This window comes from Bradyrhizobium sp. CCBAU 51753, from assembly GCF_015291565.1.
In the GTDB taxonomy this organism is placed as follows: Bacteria; Pseudomonadota; Alphaproteobacteria; order Rhizobiales; family Xanthobacteraceae; genus Bradyrhizobium; species Bradyrhizobium ivorense.
On the sequence record NZ_CP030037.1, the window covers coordinates 6185757 to 6207655 of the forward strand.

Here is a 21899-nt window from a genome sequence, read left to right on the forward strand (position 1 = left end):
TGCGGCACCGTAGTTTACCGGGAGCAAACAGAAACGGCGGGGTTTCCCCCGCCGCCTCTAAGTCGTCTGCCGGCGCGCTTAGCGGAGCAGCTGCAGCACGCTCTGCTGCGACTGGTTGGCCAGCGCGAGCGCGGACACCGCGATTGACTGGCGGGTCGACAGCGCCTGGCTGTTCGCTGCCTCCTCGTTGGTGTCGGCCAGCGTCAGGTTGGACGAGCCGGTCTGCAGCACGTTGATCAGGTTCTTCGAGAAGTCCTGACGGATCTGCACGATCGACAGGTTCGAGCCCAGCGTCGAGGCCTGGCTGCGCAATGCAGAGCTCGCCGAACTCAACGTCGAGATCACCTTGTTCGCCGAGTTGTTGTCGAGGAAGTCGGTGCCCGCGGTCAGCGCATTGAGGCCGAGGCCGGCGGCATCGAACTTGACGCCGGTGATCGAGAGCGTCGACTTGCCGGTCTCGTTGAAGGTCAGCTTCAGGCTGTCGCCGCTCAACAGGTTGACGCCGTTGAACGATGCATCCTGCGCCGTCGTCGTGATCTGCGCGATGGTGTTGTTGTACTGCGCCACCAGCGCGGCACGGGCCGACTGCGAGGCCGCATCAGCAACCGGAGCCGTGCCCGCCGCGCCAAACGTAGCGGTGCCGCCGCCGGTGTTGGTGAAGGTCACCGCACCGATGGTCGAGGACGCCGCATCGTTCGTCGTGGTGATGACGAGCTTGTTCGAGCTGTCGAGGGTCGCCGACAGGTTGCTGGCCGACAGCGCCGTGTTCAATTGCGCCAGCGACGTGCTGGCACCGAACGTGAAGCTGAAGGCAGGCTGGCCGGCCGAGGCCGCGATCGCCAGCACGTCACCGCTCTTGATGGTGGTGCCGTCGACCAGGTTCGTCGCCGTTCCGCCAAGCGCCGCCACCGAGCTGACGCTCGAGCGGGCGGAGTAGCCGGTCGGGCTCTGCAGCACCTGGTTGGCGATCGACTTCGCGGTATCGACCAGCTTCTGCAGCGAGGTGATGCCGGTGTTGGCAGCCTGCAGTACCTGCACACCGTTGCCGATGCCGTCGAGCAGGTTGTTGATGTCGCTGGCGCGGTTGTCCAGCGATTGCGCGGTGAAGAAGTTGGTCGGGTTGTCGAGCGCCGTGTTGACCTTCTTGCCGGTGGCAAGGCGGTTCTGCGTGGTGGAGAGCAGATCGGCGGTGGACTGGAGGGAGAGCAGGTTCTGACGAACCGAGGCGGAGAGAACGATATCGGACATTTTCATACCTTTCTGGTGTGAAACTGAGGAAAAAGCCGCTCCAATCCTTTCTGATCGGGCGGGTGTTCCAATCGTGGCGGGCAGCCGCGAAGGAAAATAAAATCTCCGCAACGGCATTTGAGACAAATGCAGAAGAACAAAATTGCCGCGACAGGACGAGCTTCGTCCCGAAAACTACTGAGGCGACTGATACTTTTCGCGCAGCGCCACCGGCTGCGGGTGCGCTTCGTTCACCAAGCGTTAACCATCATGGGAAAGGATCGCTGTCGCATCGGCCCTCCGCCGCGTCAGTGGCTGCTAAGCAGTGCCGAACTCAACTTTCGATCTGCGACAACGACGTCCGCGCGAGCCGGCAAAGGAGAACGAGCATGGCCCTGAAGGTCGAACTCAAACCGAACGAGCGCATCATCGTCGGCAGCTGCGTGATCACCAACACCGATCAGCGCGCCCGCCTCTTGATCGACGGCGACCGCATCCCGATCCTGCGCGAGAAGGACATCCTGACGCCGGAGACCGCCGATACGCCGGCGAAGCTGATCTATCTCGCCGTGCAGTTGATGTACCTGTCGCCGGATCCGATGGCGCACCACCCGACCTATTTCAGCCTGGTGCGCGACATCATCACGGCGATGCCGAGCGCCTGGCCGTTCATCGAGGGCATCAACAACTTCATCCTCAACGGCGATCTCTATCACGCGCTGAAGGAATCCAAGAAGCTGATCGCCCACGAGGAGAAGCTTCTGGAAAGCGCGCGAAGCCTGAAGGCGGCCGATCAGGACGACGCGCGCAAGAGCGCGTAGGCGTTCCCTGCCCCAACAGCACAAAGGCCTCCGCACGGAGGCCTTTTTCTTGTCCGCGGCTACGATCAGCCGATCGGCAGATATTTCAGCAGCGTCGTCTGATACAGCATCGACGTGGTCTGGTACGACGCCTGCAGGCTGGTTTGCAGCGCCAGGATCTTGGTCGCGACCTCGTCCTGGTTCACGCCCTCGACCGAGTCGAGCATGGTTTCCGCCATGCCCTTGAGCTGGGTCTGGCGATCGGTCGCCGCCTTGGTCGCGGTCTGCGCGCCGGCGAACTCGGCCTGCACGTCCTGGATCTGCTGCTGGCCGTTCTGCGGCGCGAGGTTCGCCGAGATCCGCTGCGCCAGCGCGGTGACCTGCTGGCTCGCATTCGGGTTGCTGGCGTTGGTGGTGACCGCGGCATAGGCCGCAACGTTCTGCAGCAAATAGCGGAACGACTGTTCGTTGGCGCGGGCGCCATACTGCACCGAGATCGACTGGTCGACCTGCGCCACTGCGGTGCCGCGCGCCGAGCCCGGACCGTTCTCGCCGGTGTACCAGTAGACCGTGTTGGCCGGCGTGCCCGCGACCAGGTTGGAAGCGGTATCGAACGGCGGGCCGCCGACCCTGAGCGGCGCCGGGTTGGCGGTGGTGTTGTTGGCGATGCCGAGCGCGCCGAGCGCCGCCGCATTGGAGCTCGAGATCGACAGGTCCGCGCCGTCGGCGCCGTGCAGCGTGATCGCGCCGTTGCTGATGGTCGACGGGTTCTTGGTGCCGCTGATCTGGTCGATCTTCGCCATCAGCGTCTGCACGCTGTCGGTGATGTTGAGCTGGTTGCCGGTCGCGCCCGAGGCCACAAAAGTGATCGGGGTGCCGTTCACCGTGATGGTGTCGCCGGCCGCGAAGCTTGCCGACAGCGAGTCGGTGCCGGGCGCGCCCGACAGCGCGGTGGCGCCGGTGATCGGCGCCGCCGGCGTGTTCTGGTTGTTGACCGCGGCGCCCGAAATCGTCGACACCGGATTGAAGAAATTGTTCGATGCGGTGATCGCTGAGGCCGCGACAAGCGACGTGTCGCTCAAGGTCTTGATCGACGCGGTCAGCGTCGTCTGCAGGTTCGCCGACGTCGCCGCGCTGTTGGCGCCGATCAGGAACGAGCCCGCCGGCGGTGGGTTCGTGGTGGTCGCCGTCAGTTCGATCGCTTCCGTCGTGCCGTCGGGCAGCGTGAAGTTGAACTTGATCTTGTCGCCGTCGTTCGGATTGACCGGACCGAGATCGACCGAGGCCGACTTCGGCGTGCCGGTCGGCTGCGTCACCGTAGCGCCGGTCAGGGACGACTGCACCGACAGCAGCTTGAGGCCGAACGCCGAACCGTCCTCGGCGACGCTGGTTACCGTGGTCGGCGCCGGCGGCGACGACACGGTCAGGCGGCCCATGCCAGTGGTGCCCTGATCGGCCTGCTTGCGCTCCTTGATGAGCTGGGTGAGGCCGGCCTGGGTCGCCGTGCCGTAGAGCATGGTGTCGGCGGAAACGGTGGCCGGCGTGTCCATGGCGCGGCCGGAGAACAGATAGCGGTCGCCCGACTGGCTGTTCAGCATCGACACCGCGTTGGCGAACGCGGCCTGCGCGGTGATCTGGCCCGAGGTCTGACCGCTGTCGTTGAGCGTCAGCGTCGCCGTGGTCGCCGCGTTCTTGACCTGGGCATTGATGTCGGACAAGCCCTGCAGGGTGAGATTGGCGACGCTCAGGCGGGTGTTGAGGTTGGTCGCGGTGTCGGAAAACGCGTTGATGCTGCTGATCTGCGCACGCAGGCTGAGCGCGAAGCCGCGGTCGAGCCCCTGCCCTGCATAGGTCGTCGACACCTTGCCGGTCGCAAGCTGGGTCGTCAGATCGTTGAGCTGATTGCGCAGATTGACGATCGTCGTGCCGATATAGGAAGTCTTGCCGCTAACGCCGCTGATCGTCATGTTATCCTCCCGCGATCTGCAGCAGCGTGTCGTACATCTGCTTGATCGACGACATCACGCGCGCATTGGCAGAGTAGGCATTCTGCAGTGCCAGGAGATGCGCCATCTCCTCATCCATGTTGACGCCCGAGACCGAGTCCATCTTGCTCTGCAGCGTGTTCAGCACGACGTCCTGACCATCGGCCAGCTGCTTGGCGGCGGTCGCCGCCTCGCCCTGTTGGCTGATGAACTGTTTCGTGAAGTTGAGCAGCGTGCCGGTGAATGGTGCGCCGGTGGTGCCGAGCCCGGTCTGCGGCGAATAGCTGAAGGAGGCTGTCGACAGCTGGTTCAGAATGAGGTTGGCGCGCGTGGTGTCGCCGGCGGGCGTCTGCGGATTGGTTGCGAAGATCACCATCCGCGAGGGATCGCCGATCAGGGCGGTGTTGACGCTGATCCGTCCGGCAAGGCCGGTGGTCTGCGAGCCGCTGGCGTTGATCGCGCCGGTGTAGAGCCCGCCATTGTCGGTGAACAGCGGCAAATGCGGATCGCCCGATGTCAGCGACGACACCGTGGTGGTGACCGATGCCGCGGTGATGTCGGAACGGTTGGTGGCGCCGTCGTCGAGCACCCGCAAGGTCGAGCCCGAGGGATTGGAGAACTGCAGGCCGGCGGTGGTGCCCAGCGCGCCGTTGAGCTGCGCCAGCACCGAGCTCATGCCGCCGGAGAAATCGACCCCCAGCACCTCGTCGTTCGGATCGACGGTCGTGGTGTTGCTCAGCGGCAGCACGCTCGGATCGTCGACCCGGATGATCGACAGATTGTGCGTGACGCCGGTGGCGTTGTCCTTGTAGGTGAGATGGATGGTGTTGCCGCTCTGCAGCCCGGACAGATCGAGGTCGAAGCCGGTCTGCGCGCCCGCCGTAGCTGCGGTGCCGGCGGTGGTCTTGTCCGACAGCGCGCTCGACATCGAGGCGGCCAACTGGTCGATCTGCGTCTGCGCCTGCACCAGCGTCTTGTCGCGCAGCTCGAGATAGGCCGCGATCTTGCCGGAGCGGATCGAGTTGGTCGACACCAGGTCGTAGCTGCCGCCGTGCGGGAAATTGATGGTGATGGTGCCGACGGTGCTCTTGGTCGGGTCCGGGTTGGACAACGCGGTGGGCGTCATCGTGCCCTGGGCATTGAAGCTGAGCGTCGCCGCCTCGGAGCCGACCAGCTGCACGCCGGAGTTGGTGAACACGGTCACCTGGTTCTGGCTGTTGGTGACGGTGCGGATGTCCATCAGCTGCGACAGCTGGGTGATGTAGCGATCGCGCTCATCGAGCAATGCCCCGGTCGAGGCGTCGCTGGTGCCGGTGGCGGCCTGCAGCTGGACATTGATGCGCGCGATCTGCTGCATCGCATTGTTGGCGGTGCTGACGGAATCGCTGATGCCGGCCTCGGCATTGGCGCGCAGGGTCTGGATCCCCTGCGAGGTCGCGTTGAGCTGCTGCGCCAGCGACTGCGCGGCGTTGACGGCGCTGATGCGCGCCGACTGCGATTCCGGGCTGGTCGACAGGCCCTGCAGCGCGGTGAGAAACTTGTTGTAGGCGTCCTCGATCGTGCCGGTGGAATCCGGATTGCCGTAGACGCCTTGCAGGTTGGTCAGGAAGTCCGAGCGGACGTCGGCATAGGCCGCGCCCGAGGTCTCGGTGCGCAGCTGGGCCTGCAGGAACTCGTCGAGCTGGCGATTGACGCCGGCGATCAGGACGCTCGAGCCGAATTCGCCGGTGGTGCCGGCGACCTGGTTCAGCGTCTTCCTGACGTAGCCGGGCGTCTCCGCATTGGCGACGTTCGACGACACCAGCGAGAGCGAGGCCTGCGTGGCGCGCAGGCCCGACATCGCGGTGGAGAGGGCTTGGCTCAAACCCATGATCTGTTACTCGCCTTTACTTCGTCCACGCATCAACGATGCGATCACCGCACCACGTTCAGCAGGTCCTGCACCATCGAGTTGGTGGTGGTGATCACCTTGGTGTTGGCCGAATAGGCCTGCTGGGTCACGATCAGCTTGGTGAACTCGTCGGCGATGTCGGTGTTCGAGCTTTCCAGCGACGAGCCGACGATGGTGCCGGACTTGCCGAACAGCGCCGCGCCGGACTCGTCGGTCGCCTCAAATGCGCCGCCGTCGATACGCTTGAGGAAATTGGTGCCGTTGAAGGTCGCGACCGAGATTTCGGCAAGGTCGATATTGCGGCCGTTGGTATAGTTGCCGACGATGCGGCCGTTGGTCGAGACGCTGACCGATTGCAGCTGGCCGGCGGGGAAGCCGTCCTGCTGGATCTGGTTAACCTGAACGTTGCCGTTGGAGTCCGCGAACTGGGTGACGCCGCCGGTGCCGAAATTGATCACGGGATTGCCGAGCGACACGCCGTTGACGACGGCGTTGTTCAGCGTCACCGAGGCGATCGCCGGCGACATCTGTCCGTTCGCACCGAAGGTGAAGTTGATGTTGACGTTCTGCCAGGCGACGTTGGTGCCGGTGGCATTGGGATCGACCTGGTAGAACAGGTTCCAGTTGTCGGTATGGCCAGCGCCGAGCGAGGCGCTGTCGGTCTTGGCCCAGCGGAACTGCAGGTTCACTGGCGCGCCCGACACGTCATAGGCGGTGACCGAGCCGCCGGCGATCGATTCGTCGCGGAAGGTGGTGGCGTCGTTGCCGATCACCTGACCGGTGCCCACGGTGCCGCCGCCGCCGCGGTTCGCAACCGCCGAACCGGTGAAGCCGAGGGCCTGCAGCGCGGTCGTGTTCGAACTCTGCACCAGAAGGTCGGCCGAGGTGCCGGAGTGCAGCGTGATGGAGCCATTGGCGGCGATCGAGGAGGCCGGCGAGGAGTTGGTGATGCCGTTGATCTTGCCGAGCAGCGTTCCGATGGTGTCGGTGACATTGAGCTGGTTGCCGGTTGCACCGGACGCCACGAAGGTGAAGACGGTGCCGTTGATCGTGATGGTGTCGCCGGCGACGAAATTGGACGAAATCGAGTCGGTGCCGGCGGCACCGCTCAGCGCGGTGCTGGCGGTGTTGGCGACCGACGGCGTTGCCTTGTTGCTTTGCGCGGTGCCGGTGACGGCGGCATCGGTATAGGGCGCGGCCGGCGTGCCCAGCACCACCGGGTTGTGTCCGGAGCTGAACGAGCCCGGCCGCAGCAGTTCGGAGCCCGGAACCGAGGTGTCGTGCTGCGTGGTCAGCGGATAGGCCGCGAGGTTGGCGCGGTAGTCGATCTTGGTGGTCTGCTGCGCCGGCAGGAAGTCGTTCTTGAAGCGCAGCACCTCGGGCGAAGAGCCGGCCGGGTTGCCGGTGGTCGGGTCGATCGGCACGCCCTCGAGATAGTAGCCGGCGCCGTTGACCAGATAGCCGTCCTTGTTGAGCTGGAAGTCACCGCGGCGGGTGTAGCGGTCGACGCCGTCGAACACCGGGGAGCCGTCGGTGAAGGCGCCGGGCTTCTGCACCGCAAAGAAGCCGTTGCCGTTGATCGCCATGAAGGTCGCCACCGACGCCGCTTGCACGTCCCCCTGCACCGAGTTGGTGGAGCGGGACTGCGCGGTGACGCCGCCGGCGAGCTGCGCGGTCAGCGCCGTCTGCGGGACGAGATCGAGGAATGAGGTATCGATGCGCTTGAACGCCGTGGTCTGCGAGTTGGCGATGTTGCCGGAGATGTTTTCCAGTGCATACGACCCTGCGCGCAGGCCGCCGACCGCGGTCGTAAGAGCGCCGAAGATACCCATGACATGTTCTCCAATTCGATTTCCGGCGGCTGGCGTTCAGAACAACGGCCGCATCGGCGGAGCATGTCGCAAGGCTCGTGCCAGGAAACAAAATGCAACAAAATCATGCGCTTGAAAAAGAAGCCCCGGTCGTTGGACCGGGGCACAATTGCCGGGCCGGCAACAATTGCCGGGAAGGAGCGTCAGGTCGCCGACGGCGTCGCCGGGTGGAACACCAGCGCCAGACCGTCCATGCAGTAGCGCAATCCGGTCGGCTTCGGGCCATCGTCGAAGACGTGGCCGAGATGGCCGCCGCAGCGCCGGCAATGCACCTCGGTGCGCACCATGCCGAAGCTGCGGTCCGAGGTGGTGCCGACGGCGTTCTCCAGCGGCTGATAGAAGCTCGGCCAGCCAGTGCCGCTCTCGAACTTGGTGTCGGACGAGAACAGCGGCAGGTCGCAGCCGGCGCAGGCGAAGATGCCCTTGCGATGCTCCTTGAGCAGCGGGCTCGACCACGGCCGCTCGGTGCCCTCCTTGCGCAGGATCTCATATTGCTGCGGCGTCAGCTGGGCGCGCCATTCGGCGTCGGTCTTCTCGATCTCGAATTTCTCGGCGGCCTCGGCCGGCGTGGCGCGCAGCCAGCGGAAGCCGGCGAAACTGAACAGGCCGGCGACGGATGTGAGCAGGATACGGCGATCGAACATCAATCTTCTCCGATGCGGAAAGCCCAAGGGGTCGAGATGGGGTTCGAGATCAAATACGAACCCCGCCGGGAGACGTTACATCCCAGCGCCAGGGATCCTCTCACTTTCTTGCGAGGGCCCGCGATAGGGCTCTCCCCCCTCCTCCGCCGCCGCGGGCGCGGGCGGCGGCACCGGCCGCACGGCGCCGGGCGGACGGCGGGGCGGCGGCCCCCGGGTTCCCGCCTTGAGATTGGCCTCGGCCAGCCGCGCCTCGCGGCGGCGCTCCTTCGCACGTGCACCCTCGCGGTAGCGCGCCAGGACGCCGGCGGCGGACGAGGCGCCCCGCGACCACAGGCTGATGAAATGGCCGGCGACGCGGCCGGTGGTGCCGCCCGCCCAGACCAGCTCGAACGGCGAAAACAGCCGCCAGCGGTCGTCGCCCCAGAGAATGCTGCGCGCGATCAGCTGGCCGGCCAGCGCCGAGGTGTTGAGCCCCTGCCGGCCGAACCCGCTCGCCACCCAGAGGCCTTTGCGCAGCTGGCCGATCTGCGGCATGCCGTGGACGGTGACGCCGACCGCGCCGCCGAACACATCTGATATCGGCACCTTGCCGAGTTGCGGAAACACGGTGGCGATCCGGCGCTGCACCGCGGCGCCAAAGCGCTTCGGACGGGCGGCCCAGGTGGTTTCCGGACTGGCCCAGAGCAGGCGATCGCCGTCGACGATGCGAAAGTGGTCGATGCTGTCGCTATCGACCACCGACCCCGGAAACGCGATCGCTTCGCCAAGGCCTGCGCCGAGCGGCTCGGTCAGCGCCGCATAGCGCCAGACCGGCAGCAGCGTGTCCGACAATCGCTTCAGCGGCGCGCCGAGATGGATGTTGCCGGCGAGCACGATATGGGTGGCGCGCAGCCGCGCCGACGGCGTCACGATGCGCTTGCGGATGCCGGAGAAGTCGATGCTGACGACCGGCGTCTCCTCGAAGATCCGCGCGCCCGCCCTTGTCGCCAGCGCCGCAAGGCCATGGACATATTTGCGACCGTCGATCTGGAACGCCTTCGGGAAATAGATGCCGTGGAAATAGCGGCCGGTCCGGAGCACGCTACGGACATGGTCGACCTGCCAGCCCTCGACCTCGGTGGCAAAATCCTCGGCCAATATCTGCAAGCGGCTGACCAAGCTCTCGCCGACATCGACATTGGAAACCTCCAGCGCGCCCTCGCTCATGGCGATGCCCGGGATCAACTCCTCGGTGGCCGTGGCGCGGACATAATCGACGCCGAGCTTCGACAGCGCCCACAGCTCGCGGGCGTCATCAAGGCCGACGCGCTCGATCACATCTGATATCGGCAGGCCGAAGCCCGGCAGCACGGTGCCGAGATGATGACCCGAGGCGTTCCAGCCGACCTGGCGGCCCTCGAGCACGGCGACGCTCGCCCCGAGCCGCGCCGCCTCGCGCGCCACGGTCAGGCCGGCAAGCCCTGCCCCGACCACACAGATGTCGACATCGAGGTCGAACGCCAGGCGGTTGCGGAACGGCGAGGCCGCATCGAGGCCGTCCGCCGCACTTGTGGAAGTCTCGCTCATGGCGTTTTCTTACGAACCGCCGCGGCGCTTGTCACCTTGTCCAGGGCATGAGCCTGTAGAATTAATGCCACCTGACCGAATCGAGACCGATATCCATGCGCCGTTTGCTGCTGCTGCGTCATGCCAAGACCGAAACCGACTCGCCTTCGGGGCACGACCAGGACCGTCGGCTCGACGAGCGCGGCCACCGCGATGCGGCGGAAATCGGCGGCTGGCTCGCCGACCATCCGCCGTTTCCCAACCGGGCGCTGGTGTCGCCGGCGGTCCGCACCACCCAGACCTGGGACATCGTGCGCGACGCGATCAAGGAGGCTGGACCGGCGCCGAAGGTAGAATTCGTGCCGGAGCTCTATGGCGCCGATCCGACGCTGTTGCTGACCACGATCCGGATGGCCTCGGTCACCGATCCGAAGCGGCTGATGCTGATCGGGCATAATCCGGGCATGCACGAGCTCGCGCTGACCCTGACCGGCAGCGGCGAGGAGGCGGCGAAGCGCGCGCTCAGCCATAATCTGCCGACCTCGGGGCTCGCCATCTTCGACTTTGCGATCGACGACTGGAATGAGGTGTCGTTCCGGCGCGGCAGGCTCGTGCTGTTCGTCAGTCCGAAACTGTTGAAGCAGGCCTCCCGCAACTGACGCGAGCGGACAGCGCCATTCCGTCATGTTATATTCGCCTCGCGCGACAGGGGACTGGTTCGCGTCAACGATCCAAGAAAAAGAGGGCGCGCGTCCTCGCCACGGGGACAAGACGGCTCCAGACCAATCGCGGACAGGAGGCGCCGATGTACAAATCCATTCTCGTGCCGATCGATCTCGCCGATACCGATCTGGCGAAACCGGCGATCGCAACCGCCGCGACGCTGTCGCACACCTGGAGCGGCTCGGTCCGCCTGCTCAACGTGCTGCCGATGACGCCGGTGATGCTCGCCGAATACGTGCCGGCGGATTTCGACAGCCAGCAGCGCGAGACGTCGGAAGAGGCGCTGGCCATCGTGGCGCGCGAATCCGGCATCGAGCCCGAACGCATCTCGGCCGTGGTGCGCCAGGGCGGCATTTATCACGAGATTCTCGAAGAGGCCGCCGCGATGAAGGCCGACCTGATCGTGATGACCTCGCACCGGCCGGCGATGCGCACCTATTTCCTCGGCTCCAACGCCGGCCACGTCGTGCGCTATGCCAAATGCTCGGTGCTGGTGGTGCGGCACTGAAGCCCGGATAAAACTGCGGGTGACGGAGGAGGAACTCACCGCCGTGGGTGCGTGCTGGCAAAATGCCGAAAAACAACCCCATGCAAAGTAGCCGGCCGCGGCGGCCGCCCCCACAGAACGACTTGACACGTCGGGCAACTCAGGGGTAATCTTCCAATATTCCGAAATCGCACTCCGGCAACCGAAGGGCGCCTACGCCTCCCCCAAGCGCGCGAGGGAGCGCAGGTTCTTCGCGGATGCAATTCAACCTGGTTTCATCCAGGCGTCAGCGCCGCACCCCTCGCCTGTCAGCGAATCCGCGCCAGCTCGAACTCGAGGTCGCCGGTGACCGCGCCTTCGATATGGCAGCGCGAGAGGCCGATGTCGCGCAGCGCCCGGTCGTCGAGCTCGCGCAGCGTCTTGATCGCCTCGCGGCGCACCCAATAGGTGGCCAATGCATCGATCCCAACTCGGATCAATCGGAGCAATCCACCCGAGATACCGGACCGCGCGGGTGGCACCGCGGCTGAGGACATCGTGGTCATTGTCATCTCCTTCGGACGCCCGTGCGGCAAGGCTATACCGTTGACGTAAATGCCGTTTTGGCATCTGCGCCTGAATGACTGAGGATTGCTTGGCTAAACCTCAGTGCAATCGCGGGCTTGTTTCCTCATAAATGATCCGATACATTTCTCGGAGCAAGGAAAACATTGCTCTCGGTGCAATAATGTCGAGATTCGAGTATCTGAAGCTGGCGGACACGGTGGCCGCCGAGATTGCCAGCGGCGCGCTGAAGGCCGGCGACCGGCTGCCGCCGCAGCGCCATTTCGCCTATGAGCGCAAGATCGCGGTGTCGACTGCGAGCCGGGTCTACACCGAGCTGCTGCGGCGTGGCCTCGTGGTCGGCGAGGTCGGCCGCGGCACCTTCGTGTCCGGCGAGGCCCGCCGCGCCACGCCGCCGAACGAGCCGCGCGGCGCCCGCATCGACCTCGAGTTCAACTATCCGCTGCTGCCGCACCAGGCGACGATGATCGCCAAAAGCCTCGAGGGGCTGGAGCGGCCCGAGGTGCTGGAAAGCGCACTACGGCCGGCAACCAGCTTTGGCACGCGCCCGGCGCGAACCATTTCCGCCGAATTTCTCGCACGCAAGAGCTGGCAGCCCAATTCCGACCAGATCGTGTTCACCGCCAATGGCAGGCAATGCATCGCTGCCGCGCTCGCCGCCGTCGTGCCGCCCGGCGGACGCTGCGGCGTCGAGGCGCTGACCTATCCCTTCGTCAAGGGCATCGCGGCGCGGCTCGGCGTCACGCTGGTGCCACTCGCGATGGACGAGCACGGCGTGCGGCCGGACGCGGTACAGAAGGCGCACCGCGAGGCGCATCTGTCCGCAATCTATGTCCAGCCGACGATCCAGAACCCGCTCAGCATCACGATGCCGCCGGAGCGCCGCGCCGAGCTGCTGCGCCTCGCCGACAAGCACGACCTCACGATCATCGAGGACGCCGTCTACGGCTTCCTCGACGACGAGATGCCGCTGGCGGCGCTGGCGCCCGACCGCTGCATCGTGCTCGACAGCCTGTCGAAGAAGGTGGCGCCGGGGCTGGCGCTCGGCTTCCTCGTCGCGCCGCCGCGGCTGCGCGAGAGCATCATGGCCGCGGTGCGCTCAGGCGGCTGGACGGCGTCGGGCTATGCCTTCGCCGCCGGGCAGCGGCTGATGGCCGACGGCACCGCCGCCGAATTGTCGCGGCTGAAGCGGATCGATGCCGGCCGCCGCCAGCAGATCGCCGCGAAGCATCTGGCCGGCTTCGAGGTGCAGACCAACCCGAAGTCGTATCACCTCTGGCTGACCCTGCCGCAGCACTGGCGCTCGCAAACTCTGGTCGCAGCCGCGGCGCGCCGCGACATCGCGCTGACGCCGTCGACGACGTTTGCCGCCACGCCGGGGCACGCGCCCAACGCGGTGCGGCTCGCGCTCGCCGCGCCGCCGCTGGAGCAGCTCGACATCGGCCTGCGCACGCTCGCGGGCATGCTGAGCGCGACCGAAGAGGATTTTGATTCGACGGAGTGACGTAGCGTTTTCGGTTCGGTGGCTTGAATCACGCCGATGCCGGTGCTCGCAACGTCGACTTCAGGTCCGAGATGCGCCGGATAGAGGACATATCGTCGGTATGACAAAATCGGCGCAGATGACCCGGAGCCGACATCGGCCTGGCCATTTGGCAAGGGGTAATTCTGGCTATACCCGCCCTTCCAGAATTGTGGTCTGACCCTATAAGATGCGCCTCCTGACCCCCAGGGTAAGATATGGCGCGGCCGTCAAAAACGAGAGGCAAGAGGAGCGCGGCGAAAACCCGCAAGGCGAACTCTATGGGCGACCACAAAAAGCCCATTAAAAATAAGCGCCGCATTTCTCCGATCTCCGATGTGACCAAAGAGTTGCAGGAGGCCCGCGAGCAGCAAGCGGCTACGGCCGAGATATTGAAGGTCATCGCCAGTTCGCCTGGCGAGCTTGGGCCGGTGTTCGAGGCCATGCTGAAAAATGCCGTGCGCATCTGCAGCGCCAGTTTTGGGACGCTGCTCCTATACGAAGGCGACAGGTTGCGGCGGGTAGCGCGAATGGCCGCGCAAAACGTGCCGCAATCGTATGCGCCCGACCAGGAAACGCCGCCACACTTCATCGCGCCGTTTGATGGGGTGCCTTCGCTGGGGCGCCTCGTCGAGACCAAGGCGCTGGTTCACATTGCCGATATTGCCACCGAGCATCCCGACGATCTGATCTACAAGGTCGCCGCAGCCCGCACCGTTCTGATTGTGCCGATGCTCAAAGAGAGCGAGCTTGTCGGCGCCTTTGCCGTCTACCGCAAGGAGGTGCAAGAATTCAGCGACAAGCAGGTCGAGTTGCTGGAAAATTTTGCGGCACAAGCCGTGATCGCCATCGAGAACACGCGGCTGCTCAAGGAACTGCGGGAGCGCACAGATCAAGTAGCCGAGCTTAATCGGGGCCTCGAAGCGCGGGTCGCCGAGCAAGTCGAGGAATTGGGCCGCATCGGACGTCTGAAGCGCTTCCTCGCTCCACAACTGGCCGAACTGATCGTCTCGCAGGGAAACGAGAAGATCCTCGAAAGCCACCGCCGCGAGATCGTGGTCGTGTTCTGCGATTTGCGCGGCTATACCGCCTTCACCGAGACCGCCGAGCCAGAGGAGGTATTGAATTTACTGCGCGAGTATCACGGCGCGCTCGGGCCGCTCGTCAGCCAGTTCGAGGGGACGCTCGACCAGTTCTCCGGCGACGGGATCATGGTGTTCTTCAACGACCCCGTACCAATCCCCGACCCGGCCCTGCGCGCGGTCGATATGGCCGTCGCGATGCGCGAGGCTGCGTCGTCGCTGACCGCGGCCTGGCGCGAGCGAGGCCGTGAGTTGGGATTTGGCGCCGGCATCGCCCAGGGTTACGCGACCTTGGGCCAGATCGGATTTTCCGAGCGCTTCGGATATACTGCGATTGGCACCGTGTGCAATGTGGCGGCACGGCTGTGCGGCGAGGCTAAGGACGGCCAAATTCTGCTCAGCCAGCGCGTCAACGTGGCTCTCAAAGGAAGCGTGGCGACTGAACATCTTGGCGCACTTTCGTTGAAGGGTCTTACCCAGCCGATCGTGACCTACAACGTGCCGCTCACGGCTAGCCAACCGGCGCTCCGTGTTATCGATGGGGGTAATCATTGAACGGCCAGTCAGCGGGGGAGTCCGGCCTTGGCCCTTTCGGACGTTGTCCGGTTTGAGTCCGCAAAGCGCCTGATAGCGGACATGGGTGAAGTCGTGCTCGCGAGCCTACAGCTATGAGTACACACGCTAAAGCGCGATGAGATTAGGTTGAGTCATCATCGCGCTTTAGCTCTTTGTTTGAGCATGATCTTTTCGGAAAACCGCTTCGCACTTTTCCGGATCATGCTCTAGACGACGGGCCATTCCGCGATAAAACCCCTCGCCTTGTACGGCTCGATCTTGTCCCATTCGTGCAGCACGCGGCGGCGGAATTCGGCATCGGTGTGCCAGCGCGCGCGGGGCGTGGCAAAACTGTCGACCGTGACCAGCATCTTCTCGACCTCCGGCCAGTGCCGCTGCAAGGTCATCGGGTAGCGCCGCGCGGTCCAGCTGTTGCCGAGGCAGATCACGCTTTTGATGTTGGCAAGGCCGAGCGCGGCGTCGATCACCGGCAGCGCGAAGATCACGTTCTCGCCGGTGTTTTGCGCGCGGTGCTCTTCGAGGATCCGGATCGCAGGCACGCCGCGCGCGACCATCGCGGATTTGATGACCGCGCATTCGCTGCGGTCATCGCCCGGCGTCACGCCGCCGCTCACGATCGTCCAACGGGCAAAACCGCCGCGCCAGAGCCGCACGGCCGCATCGACCCGCTCGGCAACGTCGACGCGGGTGCCGAACACGAACAACAGGTCGGCGGGCTTGAGCGGCGTCTCGATCAGGTGCCGCGCATTGATGGCGGCGATCTCCGTCTCGGACGGCATCCGCAGACCTCGGTCTTCCACGCCCTGCTCCCCGGCGGCAACATCGGATTCGGACGATGCCCTGCGCCGCCGCGGTCACGAAGTCACGTTTCATTGCGCTTGGTTGCGGCGGGAAGCAGCGCCTCGGGCAAATCGTCAAAGCTGTAGCGGCGCGGCCGGTTGCGCGTGATGAAGCCGCCGATCTGCCAGGCGAACAGGGCCGCAAAGCCGACCAGGAACAGCGCGCCGGTCCATTCGGCGGTGAGCAGCGCGCGCAGCAGCAAGCCCGCCATCGAAACGGCGAGCACCGCGAGCAGCGCCAGCGCGGCGGTGTAGGTCTTGGGCCCGAGGCCGCCGACCAGCGCGGCCCTGCTGCCCGCCGCCTGCATCCGGCGGTGCAGTTCGACGATGAAGTCGCGATAGTGCTGGCCCTGCGGCGCCACCAGCGTGGCGGTCTGCCAGGTCGTCGAAAGCACCGCGATCCGGCCGCCCTTGGCGTTGTCGATGTCGGCCCGGAACCGTTGCTGCTGCATCGACACCGGGCGATACGACAATTTGACGGTGGAGATGTCGCAATAATCCCATACGCCCGAGCGGCCGGCGATCCGCCACGACAGGCCGGCATCGGTCAACTCGAACTGATGCGCCGAGCCGATCAGGGAGGCCTTGTACGCATAGCGCACCGCGGTCCCCTCACCTGCCTCCGACCGATCCTGCAACGTTGTCGGCAATCGCCCATTCCATTTGTTCAAACGCCTGGAGCCTCTCCCGTTCCGATCAATCGGAACGGGGCTCCAGATTCTGGTCTTGAGGCGTTTTCTTCACGCGAACCGGCATCCACTTCGCTCGAAAACGCTCTGCCGCATGCTTGCGCGGCACATGGCGGCTATCCTACAAGCGAGACATGCCCGAGACGACCTATTTTCCCCGTTACCTCATCCTCGGCGGCGCGATGATCGCAGGCGTGCTGCTGGCGCTGGCCGTGCACATGCTCGGCGCGCGCTACGGGCTCGATCTCGGCGGCCTGTGGCGGTCCGACACCCACGAATTCATGCCCGCGGGAGCTGCGATTGCCTGGTGGCTGATCGCCTCGGTCGGATTTTCCGGCGGCTACTTCACCGCCAATCTGATGCACCGCGCGGTGGCCGGGCAGATCCCGCAACGGATGCGGAACTTCCTGATCGTGATCGGCGTCTTGATGCTGGCCGGTGCCGGCCAGACCGCGTCGGCGCCGAGCACGGTCTCGACGATTTCGGCGGTTCTCGCCGGTCTCGCCGCGCTGTGCCTCGGCGCATCGATGGCGTTTTGCGGCGCGTATTTTGCCTTGAGCAAGTCGTAGAGCGTAACGAAGTTAGGTTGGATCGGTGTGACCGCAGGTTCGGTCCACCTCTCCCCGACGGGGAGAGGTCGATTTGCGTTTGGCAAATCGGGTGAGGGGCCGCAGCTCCAACGAGGGACCGTAAACCCTCACCCGGCGCTGCGCGCCGACCTCTCCCAAGGGAGAGGTGAACCTTCGCTGCCGCTCGAGTTCGAGGCAATCTCGTCGTGCTGTGGTCAGGCCACCGATCGTTCCGGAGCCTTGTACAGCATCTTGGCGACGTCGGCGGCCGGCCGCGGCGGGCTGAACAGATAGCCCTGCGCCTGGGTGCAGCCTTCCTGACGCAGCAGGTCGAACTGGGTGTCGGTCTCGACGCCCTCGGCCGTGGTCACGATGCCCAGGCTCTTGCCGAGCCCGGTGACGGCGCGGACGATCGCCATCGACTCCTCGCGGGTCGCAAGATCGGTGACGAAGGAGCGGTCGATCTTGATCTTGTCGAACGGGAAGCTGCGCAGATAGCTCAGCGACGAGTAGCCGGTGCCGAAATCGTCGAGCGAGATCCGCACGCCGAAGCCGCGCAGCTCGTGCAGCACCGCAAGCGTCGACTCGCTGTTCTGCAGCAGCACCGATTCGGTGATCTCGAGTTCAAGGCGGTCCGCCGCCAGGCCGGAGGCCTCGAGCGCCGCCTTCACCGACGCCACCAGGTTCGGATTCTTGAACTGCACCGGGGACAAATTGACGGCGACCGCGATGTCCTCGGGCCAACCGGCGGCATCCGTGCAGGCCTTGCGCAGCACGATCTCGCCGAGCGGCACGATCAGCCCGGTTTCCTCGGCGACGGGAATGAAATTGTTCGGCGCGATCAGGCCGCGCAGCGCGTGGTTCCAGCGCGCCAGCGCCTCGAAGGCGACGATGCGGTCGCCGGCCACGTCGCGGATCGGCTGGTAGTAGACCGCGATCTCGTCATGCTGCAGCGCCAGCCGAAGGTCGCGCTCGAGCATGCGGCGGGCCTGCGCACGGGCGTCCATGCCGGTCTCGAAGAAGCGGTAAGTGCCGCGGCCGTCGGCCTTGGCGCGGTACAGCGCGAGATCGGCCTTCTGCAGCAGCTCGTCGGGATCGAGGCCGTCCTCGGGCGCCAGCGAGATGCCGATGCTGACGCCGATCACGAGCTGATGGCCGCCGATCTCGTAAGGCGCGGCCAGCCGCTCGACGACCTGGCTCGCGAGCGCCGGCACCACGGTCGGCTCGCAATTGCTGCAGAACTGCACGATGGCGAATTCGTCGCCGCCGAGCCGCGCCACGGTGTCGTGCTCGGTGACGCAGTCGCCGAGCCGGCGCGCGACCTCGCGCAGCAGCGCGTCGCCGATCGGATGTCCGAGCGTGTCGTTGATCTCCTTGAAATGGTCGAGATCGAGGCAGAGCACCGCGAGCTGGTCGCTGCGCTTGGCGAGGCGGAGCGCCTTCTCGAGCTGCTCGCGGAACAGGGTGCGGTTCGGCAGATTGGTCAGCGCGTCATGCCGCGCCATGTGCGAAATCTGCTCCTGGGCCTGCTGCCATTCGGTGATGTCCTCGAAGGTGGCAACCCAACCGCCGCCCTTCATCGGCTGGTCGACGACGCGGATCGCGCGGCCCTGGCGGCTGATGATCCGGGTCGCGTTGTTGCCCGCCTTCGCCTCCGCGATCAGGCCGGCGCACAACTCCTCGGGGTCGCCGTCCCACTCGCCGATCGAGCGGAGATCCTGCAGCACATCGATCAGGAGGCGCCCCTGCAGCGGCACGGTGCCGCGGCCCATCATCTCGCCGTAGCGCTCGTTGAACAGCATGATGCGGCCGTCGGCATCGAACATGCACAGTCCCTGCGACATGTTCTCGAGCGCGGTGTCCAGCACCAGCTTCTGCTTGTGCAGCTCGGTCTTGGCGCGACGATCGAGTATAGAGGCGATCAGCGAGATGCCGAGGATGGCGAACGCCGCAACCGCGGTCATGAACGAGAGCACGCGCGGCGAGAGCGACAGCCCGTCGGGAACGATGGTCGGATCGGGGACCAGCGTCACCGCGCCCATCGCGGTGAAATGATGCGAGACGATCGCGACGGTCATCAGACCGGTCGCCGCTGCGGTGTGGCCAAAGCGTTCGCTGCGCGTGGCGACGACGAGCGCGAGCGCGCCGAACAGGCTTCCGAAGGCGATCGAGACCGCCACGATGCCGGGCGACCAGACGATGCGCGCCGGCAGTTCCAGCCCCAGCATGCCGGTGTAATGCATCGCCGCGACGCCGAATCCGACGATCGCGCCACCGGCCGCGACGGTGGTCCAGCGCGCGTCGAGCAAGGCGACGGCAAGTCCGACGGCCAGGATCGCGACCGCGAGCACCAGCGACAGCAGCGTGATCGGGATGCTGTAGCCGGCCTCGATGCCGGGATCGTAGGCCAGCATGGCGACGAAATGCGTCGCCCAGATGCCGCAGCCGCCGACGGCCGCATCCAATCCGATCCAGATCTCGCGGGAGCGGCCCTGCGCGGCGCGGGCGCGGTGAAACAGGCTGATCGCGACGGCGCTGGCCAGCATGCAGATGACGCCGCCAAGGACGACCAGGCGCCAGTCATGCTCCAAAGTGAGACAGGTTAGAACGCGATACATATAGGCCCCCTTTATGGACCCATAAAAACGATCGCATTCGTGTACGAACGGTAACCGCCGTCCAACCTGGTTCCACGGATGGTGAAGAAGCCTTCAACGCCGCGCGAATCCGCCCGACGGCTGCCTCGGAAAGCAGCAGTTTCGTATGACCTGACATCACAGAAGCTAAAGCGCGATGAGATTGTGTTGAATCGTCATGGCGCTTTAGCTCTTTGTTTTTTCCGGATCATGCTCTAACCGCGCAGGCCCGGTATCAACTCCCCTCCGGTCTCGACCTTGAGCGACGAGCCGGCAAAATCATTCCCGATCGGCTGGCAGCGGCCGCCGAGATGTTTGGCGAGAAACGCTTCGGTCACGCCGTAGAAGGCAAGCCGGTTCTCGGGGCGGACAAATCCGTGCCCCTCGTCGGCGAATGTGATGTAGGTCACCGGCACATTGCGCCGCTTGAGCGCGGTAACCATCTGCTCGGACTCGGCGGCGACCACCCTCACATCGCGCATGCCCTGCGCGATCAGGATCGGCTTGGTGGCACGGTCGATATGGGTCAGCGGCGAGCGCTCGACCAGGAAGGCGCGGCCGGCCTCGGTGTCGGGATCGCCAAGCCGGTTCTTCCAGACGCTGATCCACGGGCCCCAGTAGGGCGGGATCGTCGCCATGAAGGTGACGAGGTTGGAAATGCCGAACAGGTCGACGATGCAGGCGAACACGTCGGGCGTCCTGGTCGCCGCGGTCAGCGCCGAATAGCCGCCATAGCTGCCGCCGAAGAACCCGATGCGCGCGGAGTCGGCGATGCCCTGCGCGATCGCCCAGTCGACGGCATCGATCAGGTCGTCATGCATCTTGCCGCCCCATTCATGGTCGGCGGCGCTCACGAAGGCTTTGCCGAAGCCGGTCGAGCCGCGATAGTTGACGGCGAGCACCGCATAACCGCGGCTGGCCAGCCACTGGTGGGTCGGACTGAAGCCCCAGGTGTCGCGCAGATACGGCCCGCCGTGGATCACCAGCACCAGCGGCACGCGGCCGGCCGCGGCCTCGATCGGCCGCGTCAGGTAACCGTTGAGGCGCAGGCCGTCGCGCGCGAGAATCACCACCGGCTCGAGCCGGCGCAGCGCCAGGCCGTCGAGCGCGCGGCGCTGGGTGAACAGTTTCTTCACCTCGCGCGTCTTGCGATCGAGCAGCGCGTATTCGCCGCTTTCGGTGTCGCGCTCGAAATAGATGCTGCCGAGCCGGAGATCACTGCTGTTGCTGACGAAGGTGATGTCGCCGCCGCCGTGACGGCTCAGATCGGCGAGATCCTGGGCCACCGATTGATCGACGGCATGCCAGCGCCGGCGATCGGTGACGGCCATCGCGGCCAGCGGCCGGCGCTCCTCGTCGAAGATCGCGAGCGTGATGTCGGCCTCATCGTCGGCGGCGAGCAGCGTCGCCTGCCGCGTCGTCATGTCGAAGGCGAACAGCGCCGCCTTGTCGCGGCCGCGCGAGTCCGTCAGATAGAGCGTGTTGCCGTCGGCGCTGAAGTCGAGCAGATGCGTGGTATCGGTGTCGGCGATCGGCACCGTCATGAACGGCGCCCAGCCGCCGTCGGCGCGGCGCTCGAACACCTCGGCCGAGCCGTCGGCGGTCAGGCGCGAGGCCAGCCGCAGTTGGAATGCGCTGTCGGTGATCAAACCAATATAGTCGTGGTTCTCGTAGACGAGCTCGCTGGCGCCGGTCACGATATTGATGCGGAACAGGTCGAAATAGCGCTTGTCGCGGGCATTGTGCCGCAGCAGCATCTCCTCGGGAAACTTGCGGTCGGCTTCCTGCAGGAACGACTTGACGCCGCTCTCCGGCGTCAGCGGCACGATCGCGCCGCTCACGATGTCGACGCTGGCGGCACGAAAGTTCTCGTCGCCGTCGCGCTCGCGGAAGAACACCACATGGCGATTGGTGTGCGCCCAGTTGTGATAGTTCGAGATGTTGCGGTCGGTGACGCGGGTGAGCGGCCGCGCCGCCCTGGGATCGGCCAGCGGCGCGACCCACAGATTGTTCACGCCGTCGAGCGGCGCGACATAGGCGAGATGCGTCCCATCCGGGCTGAGGCGGACATTGATGTAGTCGGGATTGTCGAAGAACACTTTGCGCGCGATCAGCTCGGGCGCCTGGCCGCGCACTGAGCTGGTCAGGCCGGCAAACGGCAGCGACGCCGCGAGCGCAGCGGCACCGCGCACGAAAACTCGTCGGTCGATTGGCGCAGCCATCTGATCGGCCCCCGTCGGCGGCACAAC

17 protein-coding genes are annotated in these 21899 nt (G+C 65.6%); 6 read left to right on the forward strand and 11 right to left on the reverse strand.

All coding sequences use genetic code 11. From position 1 onward, the window contains the following. Positions 1–78 precede the first annotated feature (78 nt). A complete protein-coding gene (locus XH93_RS28470; protein WP_139484912.1) occupies positions 79–1248 on the reverse strand; it encodes a flagellin in 1170 nt (389 codons plus the stop codon). A 368-nt stretch (positions 1249–1616) separates the two neighbouring features. Between XH93_RS28470 and flbT the strand changes: the two genes are divergently transcribed. Further along, positions 1617–2048: a flagellar biosynthesis repressor FlbT gene (gene flbT / locus XH93_RS28475; RefSeq protein ID WP_139863347.1), complete on the forward strand. Its 432-nt coding sequence runs from the start codon at positions 1617–1619 to the stop codon at positions 2046–2048. A 65-nt stretch (positions 2049–2113) separates the two neighbouring features. Here flbT and XH93_RS28480 read toward each other — a convergent pair whose 3' ends face one another. The 5 genes from XH93_RS28480 to XH93_RS28500 all read right to left on the reverse strand — a co-directional run bounded on the left by XH93_RS28480 (position 2114) and on the right by XH93_RS28500 (position 9984). After that, positions 2114–3994 carry a flagellar protein gene (locus XH93_RS28480; protein ID WP_194470022.1) on the reverse strand — a complete coding sequence of 627 codons (1881 nt, stop codon included), beginning with the start codon at positions 3992–3994 and terminating at the stop codon, positions 2114–2116. 1 nt (position 3995) lies between these two features. Beyond that, a complete protein-coding gene (gene flgK / locus XH93_RS28485) occupies positions 3996–5882 on the reverse strand; it encodes a flagellar hook-associated protein FlgK (protein WP_194470023.1) in 1887 nt (628 codons plus the stop codon). Positions 5883–5926: 44 nt separating this feature from the next. Further along, the gene (locus XH93_RS28490; protein WP_194470024.1) at positions 5927–7735 is read right to left on the reverse strand and encodes a flagellar hook-basal body complex protein; all 1809 of its coding nucleotides are present in this window, start codon (positions 7733–7735) and stop codon (positions 5927–5929) included. A 182-nt stretch (positions 7736–7917) separates the two neighbouring features. Continuing rightward, positions 7918–8418 carry a peptide-methionine (R)-S-oxide reductase MsrB gene (gene msrB, locus XH93_RS28495; RefSeq protein ID WP_194470025.1) on the reverse strand — a complete coding sequence of 167 codons (501 nt, stop codon included), beginning with the start codon at positions 8416–8418 and terminating at the stop codon, positions 7918–7920. A 75-nt stretch (positions 8419–8493) separates the two neighbouring features. Beyond that, the gene (locus tag XH93_RS28500; RefSeq protein ID WP_194470026.1) at positions 8494–9984 is read right to left on the reverse strand and encodes an FAD-binding oxidoreductase; all 1491 of its coding nucleotides are present in this window, start codon (positions 9982–9984) and stop codon (positions 8494–8496) included. A gap of 95 nt (positions 9985–10079) precedes the next feature. On the opposite strand from XH93_RS28500, the gene XH93_RS28505 reads away from it, so the two are divergent. Further along, entirely contained in the window at positions 10080–10622 is a 543-nt protein-coding gene (locus XH93_RS28505) for a histidine phosphatase family protein (RefSeq protein ID WP_194470027.1), read from the forward strand. Positions 10623–10768: 146 nt separating this feature from the next. Then, complete coding sequence (locus XH93_RS28510; RefSeq protein WP_139484920.1) at positions 10769–11194, forward strand: universal stress protein; 426 nt, start codon at positions 10769–10771, stop codon at positions 11192–11194. Between the two features lie 287 nt (positions 11195–11481). Here the strand turns inward: XH93_RS28510 and XH93_RS28515 are convergent, their stop codons facing one another. Continuing rightward, positions 11482–11718, reverse strand: coding sequence for a DUF1127 domain-containing protein (locus tag XH93_RS28515; protein ID WP_246799317.1), 237 nt, complete (start codon positions 11716–11718; stop codon positions 11482–11484). 182 nt (positions 11719–11900) lie between these two features. Here XH93_RS28515 and XH93_RS28520 point away from each other — a divergent pair, with 182 nt between their 5' ends. Beyond that, complete coding sequence (locus XH93_RS28520) at positions 11901–13241, forward strand: PLP-dependent aminotransferase family protein (RefSeq protein ID WP_194470028.1); 1341 nt, start codon at positions 11901–11903, stop codon at positions 13239–13241. Between the two features lie 299 nt (positions 13242–13540). Continuing rightward, complete coding sequence (locus tag XH93_RS28525) at positions 13541–14896, forward strand: adenylate/guanylate cyclase domain-containing protein (protein ID WP_246799318.1); 1356 nt, start codon at positions 13541–13543, stop codon at positions 14894–14896. Between the two features lie 227 nt (positions 14897–15123). Here XH93_RS28525 and XH93_RS28530 read toward each other — a convergent pair whose 3' ends face one another. Further along, positions 15124–15717 carry a YdcF family protein gene (locus XH93_RS28530; protein ID WP_194470030.1) on the reverse strand — a complete coding sequence of 198 codons (594 nt, stop codon included), beginning with the start codon at positions 15715–15717 and terminating at the stop codon, positions 15124–15126. A 62-nt stretch (positions 15718–15779) separates the two neighbouring features. Next, positions 15780–16406 carry a hypothetical protein gene (locus XH93_RS28535; RefSeq protein WP_246799319.1) on the reverse strand — a complete coding sequence of 209 codons (627 nt, stop codon included), beginning with the start codon at positions 16404–16406 and terminating at the stop codon, positions 15780–15782. 173 nt (positions 16407–16579) lie between these two features. Here XH93_RS28535 and XH93_RS28540 point away from each other — a divergent pair, with 173 nt between their 5' ends. Continuing rightward, on the forward strand, positions 16580–17014 hold the full coding sequence (locus XH93_RS28540) for a hypothetical protein (RefSeq protein ID WP_139863339.1): 435 nt from the start codon (positions 16580–16582) through the stop codon (positions 17012–17014). 215 nt (positions 17015–17229) lie between these two features. Here the strand turns inward: XH93_RS28540 and XH93_RS28545 are convergent, their stop codons facing one another. Both XH93_RS28545 and XH93_RS28550 read right to left on the reverse strand, forming a co-directional pair. Then, positions 17230–19632 carry an EAL domain-containing protein gene (locus XH93_RS28545; RefSeq protein WP_194470031.1) on the reverse strand — a complete coding sequence of 801 codons (2403 nt, stop codon included), beginning with the start codon at positions 19630–19632 and terminating at the stop codon, positions 17230–17232. Positions 19633–19865: 233 nt separating this feature from the next. Then, positions 19866–21872, reverse strand: a complete 2007-nt coding sequence (locus XH93_RS28550; protein WP_194470032.1) for a S9 family peptidase — start codon at positions 21870–21872, stop codon at positions 19866–19868. Positions 21873–21899: the final 27 nt, after the last annotated feature.

Excerpts from the sequence above, each read along its gene's own strand:
- msrB (WP_194470025.1), bottom strand. The coding sequence starts at position 8,418 with ATGTTCGATCGCCGTATCCTGCTCACATCCGTCGCCGGCCTGTTCAGT.
- XH93_RS28505 (WP_194470027.1), top strand. The coding sequence starts at position 10,080 with ATGCGCCGTTTGCTGCTGCTGCGTCATGCCAAGACCGAAACCGACTCG.
- XH93_RS28515 (WP_246799317.1), bottom strand. The coding sequence starts at position 11,718 with ATGACCACGATGTCCTCAGCCGCGGTGCCACCCGCGCGGTCCGGTATC.
- XH93_RS28540 (WP_139863339.1), top strand. The coding sequence starts at position 16,580 with ATGCCCGAGACGACCTATTTTCCCCGTTACCTCATCCTCGGCGGCGCG.
- flbT (WP_139863347.1), top strand. The coding sequence starts at position 1,617 with ATGGCCCTGAAGGTCGAACTCAAACCGAACGAGCGCATCATCGTCGGC.
- XH93_RS28470 (WP_139484912.1), bottom strand. The coding sequence starts at position 1,248 with ATGTCCGATATCGTTCTCTCCGCCTCGGTTCGTCAGAACCTGCTCTCC.
- XH93_RS28480 (WP_194470022.1), bottom strand. The coding sequence starts at position 3,994 with ATGACGATCAGCGGCGTTAGCGGCAAGACTTCCTATATCGGCACGACG.
- XH93_RS28550 (WP_194470032.1), bottom strand. The coding sequence starts at position 21,872 with ATGGCTGCGCCAATCGACCGACGAGTTTTCGTGCGCGGTGCCGCTGCG.
- XH93_RS28490 (WP_194470024.1), bottom strand. The coding sequence starts at position 7,735 with ATGGGTATCTTCGGCGCTCTTACGACCGCGGTCGGCGGCCTGCGCGCA.
- XH93_RS28525 (WP_246799318.1), top strand. The coding sequence starts at position 13,541 with ATGGGCGACCACAAAAAGCCCATTAAAAATAAGCGCCGCATTTCTCCG.
- XH93_RS28520 (WP_194470028.1), top strand. The coding sequence starts at position 11,901 with ATGTCGAGATTCGAGTATCTGAAGCTGGCGGACACGGTGGCCGCCGAG.
- XH93_RS28510 (WP_139484920.1), top strand. The coding sequence starts at position 10,769 with ATGTACAAATCCATTCTCGTGCCGATCGATCTCGCCGATACCGATCTG.
- XH93_RS28500 (WP_194470026.1), bottom strand. The coding sequence starts at position 9,984 with ATGAGCGAGACTTCCACAAGTGCGGCGGACGGCCTCGATGCGGCCTCG.
- XH93_RS28545 (WP_194470031.1), bottom strand. The coding sequence starts at position 19,632 with ATGTATCGCGTTCTAACCTGTCTCACTTTGGAGCATGACTGGCGCCTG.
- flgK (WP_194470023.1), bottom strand. The coding sequence starts at position 5,882 with ATGGGTTTGAGCCAAGCCCTCTCCACCGCGATGTCGGGCCTGCGCGCC.